This window comes from Methylophaga sp. UBA3613, from assembly GCF_002375415.1.
Taxonomy (GTDB): Bacteria; Pseudomonadota; Gammaproteobacteria; order Nitrosococcales; family Methylophagaceae; genus Methylophaga.
Window position 1 is genome coordinate 41,207 of record NZ_DFLS01000002.1, and the last position, 13,615, is coordinate 54,821.

Genomic DNA, 13,615 nt, shown 5'->3' on the forward strand with positions numbered 1-13,615 from the left:
AACGATGATGATCGCTCTGCCAAAAGGGTTAATGTGGCCAGACGTAATGATTCAAAATCAGGAAGCTGGCAAAGAGGCTCATCAAAATCGACAACCTGACAATATGTCCACAATCCATAGACTAATAAATAAAAAAACTTCTCACCCACACAGCCTTTAGCCACTCCTTGATACCATTTGGAAAAACACGTTTACTCCCATCGATATATATGATGGAATATATTGATTTTTTTCTGTCGAGATATTTCATGATGAAACGGTTATTTATTCTGTTATTTCTCAGCTTACTGCTGAGCACTACGGTTCATGCCGAACAATTGCTCAAACTCTCTACAACAACGAGCACCGATAACACTGGCTTGTTAGCTTTATTAAATAAAGCTTTTACCGAATCTACTGATATTAATGTTGCGGTAATTGCGGTAGGCACCGGCCAGGCATTGAAGCTTGGTGCTAATGGCGATGTCGATGTGGCATTAGTGCACGCCCCAAAAGCTGAGCTTGAATATGTCGAGGAGGGTTATTTCATTGATCGTCGCTACGTCATGTATAACGACTTTGTATTAGTTGGTCCAGTGAATGATCCTGCGGGGATTACTTCCGCTAAAACCATCACTGAAGCCATGCAAAAAATTGCTCAATCAGGTAGTCGCTTTGTTTCCAGAGGAGATGATTCGGGTACCCATAAAAAAGAACTCCAACTCTGGAAAACTGCCGATATCAATCCCTCTGGCGACTGGTATGTGCAAGCCGGTCAAGGTATGGGGGCGGTACTGAAAATCGCCGATGAAATGTCGGGTTATGCCTTAACAGATCGGGGTACACAGATAGCCTATCAGGAAAAAATGCAGTTAAAACTGCTGTTTGAAGGCGATGCAAAGTTATCCAATCCATACCACATTATGGCGGTTAATCCCGAAAAACACCCTAATGTTCAAACAGACATGGCAAAGCAGTACATTGATTTTGTGACCGGTGAATCTGGTAAGCAGATTATCGATAGCTTCATGATGAATAATCAGCAATTGTTTTTCACCGCACTACCCGAAACCGAATAATCCTTACCAGATAAACAAAAAAGCCGCTGTTAGCTCAAGTTAACAGCGGCTTTTCTATACAGTTTTTAACTGAATATCTGAATTAGAATGCCCACTGACTGCGAACCTGGAATACATCAGGTTCCTGGCCATCAAACGTTCCGCCATCGACATCCAGGACATGCACATAATTGGCTGAGAAACGTAACATCGGCACTGGATACCAGTTCAGCCCCAAGGTCATTGAATCTGCTTCACCACCTTCAATCGCACCATCATTCAAATCCAGCGAGCTATAACGCATCGCGACTTCCCATGCACCAATACCACCGTCACCAACTCTGCGATCGGGTTTTATTCCTCCAAACACGCCGTTTTTATATGGACGCGATTCACCGGTAAGGAAATAGCTGCTTTGAAGATACCAGCCATCAAAGTCAGCATCGCTGATATTGTCACGTTCCACGGATGTACGGATATATTCTGCCTGAGCGGTAAACGGTCCCATGACAGTGGCAAATTCCAGACCGGTTTTCAGCATCGTGTCGGCATTGGTTAATGTAGAAGTATCCACAATGCGCACACCAGAGACACCCGATTCGGGAGCTTGACTGAAACGTACCTCATTACTAGGTTGCAAATCGCGATAATTCAAACCCAGACCAATATGTACGACTTTACCAGGTTCATTGACCGGAGACAGGGTTCCACGCGAACTCCAGCCCCAGCCTTCATCCTCAGCACCACCAGTATTTCCGACAGTATCGCCAAATAAACCGGCCGCCAAAGTCCAATACTGACTGTTACGAGCTCCCATCAATCCCATATGTCGTCCAGCATTAAACGCAGTGGGTAATGCCCGCTCCATAAACATGGTGTTGTTGGCGCTGATCATATAATCAAGACTGAATGGATCTTTGAAATGACCCGCCATAATTTGGTAGTTTTCAAAACCATCATATGAAATAAAGGCATCGGTAATACTGTCGTTATCAAACTCGTATTCCAGCTTATAACCCCAATCGCGATACAGCTCACCGGAGATATACAAACGGGCACGACGAATATCAGTTCCATCTCCCATATCAGGTGAACCACCGTAAGCGGCGGCATCAACCTGTAGCCGTCCACCAACTTTTGTAGAAAACTGACCATCTCGGGTTTTTAGTGATAAACCGCCATTAGTAGATATTTCAATATCTGAGGGTTTGGTTGCTTCAGCCAGCTTTTCATTTATCTCTGCTTTTTCCTGCTCTTTAGTGGCTTTGTTTTCAGCAAGCTCACCCATCAGCCGGCCGTACTGTTCATCAGTAACCATGCCATTTTCATGCAGCATATTAATCAATGTTTCCAGTTCCGATGCCTGAACCGAAAAGCTGAGAGACAGGCCGATGGCAGCTGTCAGCAGGTGTTTTTTGAATAGCATAAGTTTGTTCCTTTTTTATGGTCGAAAATTTTCTGTAATATTATCGACATATTTGGAACCAGCATTAATATTTCTTATCCAAGAAAATAGTAATCTTTTGCTATTGTGATGAAGTTCTAATTTATCAAAAACCCTGCACAAAAATTAGCGATTAACCCCGTCTTTAAACATTTTTTCCAACTCTTAGTTAGCTGTTTTGTTAATGGTGAAACGCTGGGCATTACAGATTTTATTAATTTAATCTCCAGATAATTATGTAACTTCGAAAATCACTTATCGTAATTGTAATATTTCAGCTAAAACGCCCATTGGCTGCGTACCAGAAAAATACGCGGTTCTTGTCCTGCATTTGGTCCACCATCAACATTCAGAACATTAATGTAATTGGCAGAAAATCGTAGCATTGGCACCGGATACCAGTTCAGCCCAAAAGTGAGACTGTCTATTTCGCCACCAATAATATCTTCATCGGTTAAATCCAGTGTGCTGTATCTCGCAACCAGTTCCCAAGCTCCGAAACCGCCCTCGCCCACAAGATGATTTGGATACGGACTACCGAAATCACCATTTTCATAATTCAACGAATCATCGGTCAGGAAAAAACCGCTTTGAATATGCCCCCCAGAAAATCCAACATCCTGCCACACTGTTCGACGTACATCGGTCACCATGTACTCAGCTTGAGCAGACCAGCGATTTCGTACTGCTGCCCATTCCACTCCGCTTCGGGTATAGGTTCGAGCTCCAGGAATAATGCCGGTATCAACAATATCAAAACCGGCCACCCGGGCTTCGGGCTGCTCATCAAATCTCAATGTCGCCTGATCATTTAAATGCCGGTAAAAAGATGCCAATCCAAAATGTAAAACCTTATTGTTATGATTGATGGGTGAAATCGTGAGGCGTGCACCCCCCCCCCAACCCTCATCATTTCGTTCGCGCTGTTCATTGGCATCATCACCAAAAACCCCAGCGGCGGCACTCCAATGCTGACGCTTAGTATCGGCCATCAAACCGATATAACGATCCCCACCAAATGCTCCAAGTAGGCTGCGTTCAATCAACTGAGAATTGGCCGAACTGCTGCGATATTGCAGGCCTAAAGGAATTTCCATAAGCCCCATTCTTAAACGAGCTTGAGGAAAACCAGTGTAACCAATATACGAATCTTTTAATTCACCGCCATCCGTGAAATCGTAATCTACCTTGTATATCCAATCACTGAATATCCGGCCAGACCAGGCGAGGCGAGCACGACGAATATTGGTTCCATCGGCAATTTGAGGCGCACCATCATAATCGGCGGCATCGATCATTAAACGCCCCCGCAGGCGGGTTTCAAATTGACCATCAGTCGTTCTAACGCGAAGCCCACCTTTAGTGGTGACTTCCACTTCAGGCGGCTGAGTGGCTAACTCAAGTTTTTCGGTTATTTCCTGTTTTTCTTTTGCCGTTTTCTGTTGGTTCTGCTCCAGCTCAGCCAACAAACGACCATACTGTTCTTCGCTGACCATGCCATTCTCATGCAGCATATCAATCAATAAACGCAATTCAGATGCGTGGCTCGCCATGGGTAATACGAGAAATAAAACAAACAGCAGTTTTGAAACAAAATTGGACATTGAATAACTCAGCGTTAGGTTGCGGGCTTCGAGAAAATCATTACCCGAGCACATAGGAAAAAATCCTATTTCTCAGTTTAGGCAACGGTTGCTGAATTCAAACTTAATTTTGTGAATAAAGAACTGGATTGAAGAATTTTTTCTTTATATAGAACGTTGCCAGTGACCTGATTTTCCACCAGCTTTTTCCTGCAGACAGACGTCGGAGATCACCATGCCGCGATCGACCGCTTTACACATATCGTAGATAGTCAGCAACGCAACCTGTACCGCGGTAAGAGCTTCCATTTCCACACCGGTTTGGCCCGATGTAGCGACTTCAGCCTGACAATTCACAGCATTATTGGCTGCATCAATTTCAAATTCGACTGTGACTTTGCTTAATGCCAGCGGATGACATAGCGGAATTAAATCCGAGGTACGTTTGGCCGCCATAATGCCGGCGATGCGGGCAATGCCCAACACATCCCCTTTTTTATGATTGCCCTGCTCAATCAGTTTCAGCGTTTCCGGCAACATGATAATCCTTCCGCTGGCGACGGCCTTGCGCTGCGTCACTGCCTTATCACCGACATCGACCATGTGTGCTTCGCCGGCCTGATTAAAATGCGTTAATTCTGCCATTTTGGGTGTTATCCTTATGTTTTGATCCAGGAAACAATCAACCAGATGTCTATTCAAGTCAAATTTTTTGCCAGCCTGCGAGAAAGTCTGGGACAGAGTGAGACCACAGTAGAACAGGCTTCCACTGTGACCGAGGTTTGGGATTTGGCGACGCAATCAGCCACGCCACCAAACAACCTACTGGTCGCCGTCAATCTTGACTATGCCAATATGCAAAGTCAGGTGAATGATGGTGATGAAGTCGCTTTCTTTCCCCCCGTCACCGGAGGTTAATCATGGCCACGCATATTCTCGATGAAGACTTTCAGCCTTATCAATGGCTCAGTGAGTTTTCCCAGCAGATGCCTGCAGGCAGAGATGGTGCAGCTGCCAGCTTTATCGGAACCATGCGTGATTATAACGATGATGCCACCGTCAGAACCATGACGCTGGAACATTATCCCGCCATGACTCAGCGTTATCTCGAACAATTAGAAAAACAGGCTAAAACCGACTGGCCATTAAATGATTGCCTGATCGTGCATCGCGTCGGCGAAGTATTTCCCGGTGAAGCAATTGTATTAATCGGTTGCTGGTCGGCCCATCGCCGTGCGGCTTTGGATGCATGCAACTGGCTAATCGAAGAGCTGAAATATAAAGCGCCGTTTTGGAAAAAAGAACAGAACCAGAGTGGCGAACGCTGGGTAGAGTCCAATACTGATGGTTTATAGGTACTGACAATGATTACCGGAATGTATGCCGCTTTGGCCGCTCTGATGATTGTCGCACTAGCACGAAAAGTCATTAGTCTGCGGCGGCAACATAAAGTAGCTTTAGGCGATGGTGGCCATCAGGATTTACTTGCTGCAATTCGTGCTCATGCCAATGCTGTGGAATATCTACCGATTGGTTTGCTGTTGTTATTACTATTAGAACTCAGCCAGGGCCCCGCCTGGCTAATTCATTTACTGGGCAGCCTGTTTATTATTGGTCGACTGATTCATGCCAATGGCGTCAGCAAAGCCATCATTACTCGCCGGATTATTGGTATGCAATTCACCATCTGGCTGCTGATAATTATGGCAGTGTTGAATCTGTTGGCTTTTGTCGGTATTCAATTACCGGGCTGAGTCGTCGTCATCCAATCCCAACTCTGACCAAATCGCATCAACCCGAGCGACAATCGCCGGATCTTTCTCAATCGGTCTACCCCACTCGCGGTTAGTTTCGCCAGGCAATTTATTGGTAGCATCCATGCCCATTTTTGAGCCAAGACCTGATACCGGTGAAGCAAAATCCAGATAATCAATCGGCGTATTTTCAATTAAAACCGTATCGCGCGCCGGATCCATTCGCGTGGTAATGGCCCAGATCACATCCTGCCAATCACGTACGTTCACATCATCATCGACAACGATCACGAATTTTGTATACATAAACTGCCTTAAAAACGACCAAACCCCCATCATCACTCGCTTGGCATGACCGGCATATTGTTTTTTCATGCTGACCACGGCCATCCGATACGAGCAGCCCTCAGGTGGCAGGTAAAAATCGACAATTTCCGGAAACTGCTTCTGCAGAATCGGCACAAATACTTCGTTTAACGCCACGCCCAGAATCGCCGGTTCATCGGGTGGGCGACCGGTATACGTGCTGTGATAAATCGGATTTTTACGCTGAGTAATTCGCTCAATGGTAAATACCGGAAAGCTGTCGATTTCATTGTAATAACCGGTGTGATCACCGTATGGTCCTTCCGGTGCCATATCATCGGGATAGATAAAACCTTCCAGCACAATCTCGGCTTGAGCAGGCACCTGCAGATCACTGCCGATACATTTCACTAATTCGGTTTTACTACCGCGTAGCAATCCAGCAAACGCATATTCGGACAGTGTGTCCGGCACCGGTGTTACAGCACCTAAAATAGTGGCTGGATCACAGCCCAACACCACAGCGATCGGAAATGGTTCACCCGGATGCGTTTGCTGCCACTCCTTAAAATCCAGTGCCCCACCACGATGCGATAACCAACGCATAATCACCCGATTTTTACCGATGACTTGTTGGCGATAAATGCCTAAATTCTGTCGGGTTTTATGTGGACCTTTAGTGACGACCAAGCCCCAGGTAATTAACGGTGCAGCATCTTCCGGCCAGCAGAGTTGAATCGGATATTCACTCAGATCAATGGCATGTCCTTCAATCACCTGCTCCTGACAAGGGGCTTTTTTCACCACCTTCGGGCCCATATTCAACACCTGACGAAAGATCGGCAACTTATCCCAAGCGTCTTTCATACCTTTCGGCGGCTCAGGCTCTTTCAGAAATGCCAACAACTTGCCAACTTCCCGAAGCGCTTCAACCGAATCCTCACCCATCCCCAAGGCAACGCGTTTCGGCGTACCAAACAAATTGGCCAACACAGGAATCTTGCTGCCCTTCGGGTTCTCAAACAGAATCGCCGGACCACCGGCACGCAACACCCGATCACAAATCTCCGTCATCTCCAGATGGGGATCTACTTCGGTGGTAATGCGTTTTAGTTCGCCCTGTTTTTCCAGGTTGGTGATGAAGTCTCTTAGGTCGGTGTATTTCATGAGATATGATTTGTGAAAAGTAATGTTGTAGCTTACCAGCTTAGGACATGATTTGGCTTAGCAGCTATCTCTATTGAATTATTTTGGATTAATTCGCCATTGAGAGACTGAAACTTATCGACTATTCCAGTAATAATTTTCTAAAGTTTTCATCGTACATTTTATCCCCTCCTCTCCATGAGAATGGTGAGCACAATGAGCACCTTAGTACTGTGAGCACCAAACCTTGAGCATAAGCAATTGTTATCAATGTAATTTTACGAAAACTTGATTTTTAATTATGGACTAAAGCCCACTGTTCATTTTTTGCGTGGTCAAAAAACGAACCAAAAAAGGCCAGCCCATACTCGCCCTGCGGGTTCCCTGCGCTTCTCGATCTGGTCGGGCATGACGGAAATTGATTCGTGGCATCCCTGCCACTCACCCTTCGGGCATCTTCGGCGTCCAAATTTGTTCCAGACAAATTTGTCCCTTCGGTCAAACAGCCGTCATGCTGATCCGACCAGCTCTGCGATGCTCGGCTTCGTATAAGGGCATTTAGGGAAGGTCCCAAAACGTGAGGCTAGTGGATCCCCCTTTTGTGTTGCCGATAAAAATGGTTATCTCAGGATTAGAAATCGGAATGTCTGAGCACAGCGAGTTTTTTCGATTTCCCTGGGATAACCATTTTTATCGGGGAGCCGCAGGCCAACACATGGGGTGCCTTTTTCTTTGGTTCGTTTCTTTTGGGCAAACAAAAGAAATGAACGCCCCGCGGCAGCGTTCCAAGTCATTAACTCAATGAAGTTTTTGAATTTACGAAACACACATTTCGCTTTTTATAGAACTATTTTGTTTCGACTTCCTGTCGAGTAAGGGGAATGCGTGCCCATTCCCCTAACAACCCCAGGGCACCCCTTGTATTGGCCTGCGGCTTCACTGTGTTGATCGCTTGGTCTGGCGTACGGCCAAAACTCGCTGCGCTCACAAATTTGTCTGGAACAAATTTGGACACCGGAGGTGCCCGAAGGGTGAGTGGCATGGATGCCACGAATCAAAAACTGGCGTCCGCCATCCAGACCAAGCTGCGCTACTCGTCAACACAAAAGGGGATAGTTGGTGCTCATCTCAACAATTAGGTTCCTGCTTTAAAATTGAGATTGTTTGGTTTCGCCAGCTCAACCCAACCGACCCTTGAAATACAATCCATATTTATCATCTTGCGTTTTATCGCATCCACCCCAATATAGGTTTAATATGCTTAAATAAAGCTGTTAACTCAGTCAGTTGGAGGTTGTTATGGCTGGAGGATGGTCTAAAGATGGTGCGGTGCAGGATCAGATTGATGCCAGTGTTGAAGATGGTATTCAACAGGCTCGTTCTCGTTTACCAAAGGGTGAAAGTCTGACGCATTGCGAAGAGTGTGAGAAGGAAATTCCCCAAGCAAGACGTGAGGCGGTTCCCGGTGTTCGACTGTGTGTGAAATGTCAGGAAATTATTGATAAGGAAAACAAGGCGTTCAATCTGTTTAATCGGCGAGGCAGTAAGGATAGTCAGCTACGCTAAATCTCGTATTTTATAAGCGGTCAAAAGAGCACTTAAGTGCTCTTTTGCTTTTCAGTATTCAACTATGTAAAGCTGTACTGTGGATTCACTCCAGCAATTCACAACAATTTGATACCGGCCACTTTAAAGTCATTCATAGAAAGTCTGATGTTTATCTGGCTACCAATTTGAGAAATATAAAATGAAAAAATTATTACTGGCGTTACCTTTTATTTTCGCTGCACAGCAAGCTCTGGCAATTGATGATCAGGATAAAGAAAACTATAAAACAAACTACACCAAGCAATTGAAACCGTTAGTTGTACAAAAGTTGAGTGCTGATAGACCTGAAATGTCAGCCCGTGCAATCGATGATGAGGCAAATGCCTATGTGACTAAAATGGCCAGTTGCCAACTGGATGCGTTGCTCCAGTTCTCTGAGGAATATAGTGAAAAAGCCATTATGCCGGTAGCTCAGGGAGCAGATATCGCACAGACCACGCATGATTTGAATCAACAGATGTTGCAGGATATCGAAGCAGGCAACCTATCTAAAGATAAGGCGGCGATGATGATTCAAATTGCACAAGAATCCGCGCAAATTTGTATGAATTCATAAAATCAGAATACTTACTTATAAAAAAGGGCCTTTCGGCCCTTTTTTGTTTACGCGGCAATACCGGTATGTCTTAATAACGCATCAATCTGCGGTTCACGGCCACGGAATTCGATGAACAGTTCCATTGGCTCACGGGAACCACCCTGCTCCAGAATCGCTTCCAGAAATTCCAGACCAGTCTGCCGATCAAAGATCCCTTTCTCTTCAAACTTGGAGAACGCATCGGCTGACAGCACTTCTGCCCATTTATAGCTGTAATAACCGGCGGCATAACCGCCAGCAAAGATATGAGCGAAGCTGTGCGCAAAACGGTTGAATTTGGGCGGTTTCACCACGGTGACTTCATTACGCACCTGTTCCAGAATCTTATCGACTTGATTCGGTTCATTCGGGTTAAATTCCAGATGTAACCGGAAATCAAATAACGAGAATTCCAGCTGACGTAACATCATCATTGCCGATTGGAAGTTACGTGCGGCAAGCATTTTGTCGAACAAATCATCAGGCAATTTTTCACCCGTTTGGTAATGGCCGGAAATCAAATCCAAAGCTTCACGCTCCCAGCACCAGTTTTCCATAAACTGACTTGGCAGCTCGACTGCATCCCAGGCCACACCATTAATACCAGACACACCGGCATATTCAATTTTGGTCAACATATGATGCAGACCATGACCAAATTCATGGAATAAAGTGGTCACTTCATCATGGGTGAACAGAGCCGGTTTATCGCCGACGGGTTCAGAAAAGTTGCAGGTCAGAAACGCCACTGGAATTTCGATTCCTTCGGCAGTACGACGGCGTGCTTTACATTCATCCATCCATGCGCCACCACGTTTATGCTGACGGGCATATAAATCCAGATAGAACTGAGCACGTACGCTGCCATCCTCGGCGACAATTTCGAAAAAGCGCACGTCTTTGTGCCAGACGTCAACATCCTTGCGTTCCCGAATATCCAGTCCGTATAAACGATTGACCACGGCAAACAGCCCATTCACTACTTTGTCTTCCGGAAAGTACGGCTTTAATTCTTCCTGTGAAATTGAATAACGCTGCTGACGTAGTTTTTCAGCAAAATAGGTGACATCCCAGGCTTCGAGTTGATCCTGGTCGGCAGTGGATTTGGCAAAGGCGCGTAATTCTGCATATTCCTGCTCGGCAATCGGTTTTGAGCGCTTGGCCAGATCCTGCAGAAAGTCCAGAACCTGTTGCGGTGATTGCGCCATTTTGGTGGCCAAAGAACGTTCGGCATGATTGGCAAACCCCAGCAGATTTGCCAGTTGATGACGCAGATTCAGAATATCCAGCATCACTTCAGTGTTATCCCATTTGCCCGCATTCGGACCTTGGTCTGAGGCTTTAGTGGCAAACGCGGTATACATTTCTTCACGCAATTCACGATTATCAGCGTAGGACATCACCGGCATATACGATGGGAAATCCAGGGTAAACAACCAACCTTCCTCGCCTTCTCGCTTGGCCATTTGCTCGGCCATTTCAATAGTGGATGGTGGTAAACCCGATAATAATGACTCGTCGGTAATCAACTTACGCCAGGCGTGAGTGGCATCCAGCAAATTTTCTTCAAACTTGGCGGTGCGTTCAGTCATTTGCTGTGACAGCTTTTTGAATTCATCACGTTGTTGCTGATCCAGCTCAACGCCCGACAGACGAAAATCACGGACCGCATTATCAATGACTTTTTTCTGTGCCGTATCCAATTTCTGATACTCAGCGCCTTCGGCAATGGCTTTATAGGCCTGATACAGCATTTCATTCTGGCCCAACTCAGTCGAAAACTCGCTGAGTTTAGGCAAACAAGCGTTATAGGCCTGACGCAGCTCTTCCGAGTTGACCACCGAATTCATATGACTTACTGGCGACCAGACACTGTCAATCAGGGCATCCATATCTTCCATTGGCTGTACCAATGTGTCCCATGTTGGCTCTGAAAGTGTGCTCAAAATAGTGTCAATTTTATTGCGTGCTGTGCTCAACGCATGATCAATTGCGGGCTCAACATGTTCGGCTTTTATTGCGGAAAATGGCGGTAAACGGTGATTTTCCAATAATGGGTTGCTCATAATAGTGTCCTGATTAGGTTCGGTATCGCCAGCAGTGTAGCGCGTGAAGTTATTGTCATGGTAACGCAACAAAACGGTCATCACACTGCAATATCTAATAGATAAGGTTTGCTCAGAATTTTAAGTGAATGAGTGCCTTATGCAAACACAACTAAGTCACAAGCAAAAGCTGAAAGTTCGCACCGTGTTCATTTCGGATATCCATCTTGGCTTCCGAGGCTGCAGTGCCGAGCTCCTCCTTAACTTTTTACATAATGTGGAATGCGAATATCTTTATCTGGTCGGCGATATTATCGACGTCTGGGAAATGAAAAAACGCATGTACTGGCCTCAAGAACATAATAACGTAGTCCGAACCCTGCTCGGTAAAGCCAAGCACAATACCAAGGTCATCTTTGTTCCCGGTAATCACGATGAGATTCTGCGGGATTATGATGGTGCGGTGTTCGGTAATGTGCAGATCCATAACGAAATCATTCATACCACAGCCGATAAACGTAAGTTGTTAATCATTCACGGCGATCAATTCGATAGCGTAGTGAAAATTTCGCCGATGCTGGCCAAAATCGGCAGCCGTTTGTATGAATTTTTACTTAGAGCTAATCGCTGGGTGAATTATTTCCGCCGTAAGATGGGCTTCTCTTACTGGTCACTGGCAGCGTTTTTGAAACACAAAGTGAAAAATGCGGTCCAGTACATCAGTAATTTTGAAGAAGCTGTGGCGCATGAAGCTTCTAAACAAGGGGTGGATGGTGTGGTCTGCGGCCATATTCACCGTGCGGAAATAACGCGCATACATGATATCGATTACTATAATTGTGGCGACTGGGTAGAGAGCTGCACAGCATTGGTTGAACATCCAGATGGTCAGATGGAAATCATCCCTTGGGCTGAAGTATTTAATCAGCACGTTTTGATTGCCAAAGCCGCTTGATGAAACTGGCGATTATTACCGATGCCTGGGAGCCTCAGGTCAACGGGGTTGTGCGCACTCTGGGGAAAACCCGTGACCATCTGCAGGAAATGGGCTATGACGTTACCATGCTCACGCCGCTGAATTTTAAAACGATTCCCTGTCCCAGCTATCCCTCAATTCGTCTGGCATTAATGCCATACCGAAAACTGGCAAATATGCTCGACAATCTGCAAGCCGATGCAGTGCATATTGCCACTGAGGGTCCATTAGGCATGGCCGCCAGACGTTGGTGTCTGCGTCATAATATCCATTTCACCACGTCATTTCATACTCAGTTTCCAGAATATCTGCGTTTGCGTTTACCGATTCCGCTTAGTTGGAGCTATGCATGGTTAAGGCGTTTTCATCGCCCGGCGGTGAGAACACTGGTACCTACCATTTCACAACAGCGACGCTTGCAAGAATATGGATTTCAAGATGTTTATGTATGGGGACGAGGTGTCGATACCGATATATTCACGAAAGATAATGCCAAAAATTATGACTTACCCCGCCCGGTTTTTATCAATATGGGCCGGGTTGCAGTCGAAAAAAACATTGAAGCATTTTTGGATTTGGATTTACCAGGCAGTAAAGTAGTGATTGGCGATGGTCCTGATCTGGAGATGTTGAAAAAACGCTATCCTGATGTGATCTTTACCGGTGCCAAATTTGCTGAAGAACTCGCTGCCTATCTGGCCGGAGGAGATGTTTTTGTTTTTCCGAGTCAAACCGATACCTTCGGCTTGGTAATTCTGGAAGCGATGGCTTGCGGTCTGCCTGTAGCCGCTTATCCGGTCACCGGGCCTAAAGATATTATTATTCAGGGCAAAACCGGCGAGCTGGATTGGGATTTGCATAAGGCGGCGTTAAATGCGCTGAATCTGCAAAAAACCGATTGTATTGCTTATGCACATGAAAATAGCTGGCACAAATGCAGCGAAGTATTTTCCGGTTATATGTATAACAACCATCCAGAATCACAGGTTAAAACTGCGCAAATGCTGGGCCAGAAAAGCGGATGAAACATTCTTTTGATGTTGCAAAGTGACAACACCATCATACTTTCTTGGTATTGGTACAACAGATCACTTGATTAGCCTGGAACTGCCGTGAGATTATTCTCGTTAAATTTGTTT

Annotated in this window: 13 protein-coding genes; 8 read left to right on the plus strand and 5 right to left on the minus strand. The window is 45.7% G+C overall.

The window, feature by feature from the left end:
* Positions 1-248: 248 nt before the first annotated feature.
* On the plus strand, positions 249-1,058 hold the full coding sequence (locus B3S93_RS00635; protein ID WP_292398554.1) for a substrate-binding domain-containing protein: 810 nt from the start codon (positions 249-251) through the stop codon (positions 1,056-1,058).
* Between the two features lie 82 nt (positions 1,059-1,140).
* Here the strand turns inward: B3S93_RS00635 and B3S93_RS00640 are convergent, their stop codons facing one another.
* The 3 genes from B3S93_RS00640 to moaC all read right to left on the minus strand — a co-directional run bounded on the left by B3S93_RS00640 (position 1,141) and on the right by moaC (position 4,709).
* Positions 1,141-2,463, minus strand: coding sequence for an OprO/OprP family phosphate-selective porin (locus B3S93_RS00640; protein WP_292398551.1), 1,323 nt, complete (start codon positions 2,461-2,463; stop codon positions 1,141-1,143).
* A gap of 296 nt (positions 2,464-2,759) precedes the next feature.
* Positions 2,760-4,085 (minus strand): porin, encoded by a 1,326-nt coding sequence (locus B3S93_RS00645; protein ID WP_292748303.1) that lies wholly within the window; start codon positions 4,083-4,085, stop codon positions 2,760-2,762.
* A 144-nt stretch (positions 4,086-4,229) separates the two neighbouring features.
* Complete coding sequence (moaC, locus tag B3S93_RS00650) at positions 4,230-4,709, minus strand: cyclic pyranopterin monophosphate synthase MoaC (protein ID WP_292398545.1); 480 nt, start codon at positions 4,707-4,709, stop codon at positions 4,230-4,232.
* A gap of 45 nt (positions 4,710-4,754) precedes the next feature.
* On the opposite strand from moaC, the gene moaD reads away from it, so the two are divergent.
* The 3 genes from moaD to B3S93_RS00665 are packed head-to-tail and all read left to right on the plus strand — an operon-like array spanning position 4,755 to position 5,818.
* A complete protein-coding gene (moaD, locus tag B3S93_RS00655) occupies positions 4,755-4,982 on the plus strand; it encodes a molybdopterin converting factor subunit 1 (RefSeq protein ID WP_292356421.1) in 228 nt (75 codons plus the stop codon).
* Between the two features lie 2 nt (positions 4,983-4,984).
* The gene (locus B3S93_RS00660) at positions 4,985-5,419 is read left to right on the plus strand and encodes a molybdenum cofactor biosynthesis protein MoaE (protein WP_136554095.1); all 435 of its coding nucleotides are present in this window, start codon (positions 4,985-4,987) and stop codon (positions 5,417-5,419) included.
* A 9-nt stretch (positions 5,420-5,428) separates the two neighbouring features.
* On the plus strand, positions 5,429-5,818 hold the full coding sequence (locus B3S93_RS00665) for an MAPEG family protein (protein WP_292398542.1): 390 nt from the start codon (positions 5,429-5,431) through the stop codon (positions 5,816-5,818).
* On the opposite strand, the gene ubiD is transcribed toward B3S93_RS00665, so the two are convergent.
* Positions 5,807-7,291, minus strand: coding sequence for a 4-hydroxy-3-polyprenylbenzoate decarboxylase (gene ubiD, locus B3S93_RS00670; protein ID WP_292398539.1), 1,485 nt, complete (start codon positions 7,289-7,291; stop codon positions 5,807-5,809). The genes B3S93_RS00665 and ubiD overlap by 12 nt on opposite strands.
* A 1,278-nt stretch (positions 7,292-8,569) precedes the next feature.
* Between ubiD and B3S93_RS00675 the strand changes: the two genes are divergently transcribed.
* Positions 8,570-8,836, plus strand: a complete 267-nt coding sequence (locus tag B3S93_RS00675) for a DksA/TraR family C4-type zinc finger protein (RefSeq protein WP_292356430.1) — start codon at positions 8,570-8,572, stop codon at positions 8,834-8,836.
* A gap of 181 nt (positions 8,837-9,017) precedes the next feature.
* Positions 9,018-9,434 carry a hypothetical protein gene (locus B3S93_RS00680; RefSeq protein ID WP_292356432.1) on the plus strand — a complete coding sequence of 139 codons (417 nt, stop codon included), beginning with the start codon at positions 9,018-9,020 and terminating at the stop codon, positions 9,432-9,434.
* Positions 9,435-9,481: 47 nt separating this feature from the next.
* Here the strand turns inward: B3S93_RS00680 and prlC are convergent, their stop codons facing one another.
* Positions 9,482-11,521 (minus strand): oligopeptidase A, encoded by a 2,040-nt coding sequence (gene prlC / locus B3S93_RS00685; protein WP_292356713.1) that lies wholly within the window; start codon positions 11,519-11,521, stop codon positions 9,482-9,484.
* 139 nt (positions 11,522-11,660) lie between these two features.
* Between prlC and B3S93_RS00690 the strand changes: the two genes are divergently transcribed.
* On the plus strand, positions 11,661-12,455 hold the full coding sequence (locus tag B3S93_RS00690; protein ID WP_292356434.1) for a UDP-2,3-diacylglucosamine diphosphatase: 795 nt from the start codon (positions 11,661-11,663) through the stop codon (positions 12,453-12,455).
* The gene (locus B3S93_RS00695) at positions 12,455-13,501 is read left to right on the plus strand and encodes a glycosyltransferase family 4 protein (protein ID WP_292401166.1); all 1,047 of its coding nucleotides are present in this window, start codon (positions 12,455-12,457) and stop codon (positions 13,499-13,501) included. The genes B3S93_RS00690 and B3S93_RS00695 overlap by 1 nt, the downstream gene beginning before the upstream one ends.
* The last annotated feature ends 114 nt before the right edge of the window (positions 13,502-13,615 follow it).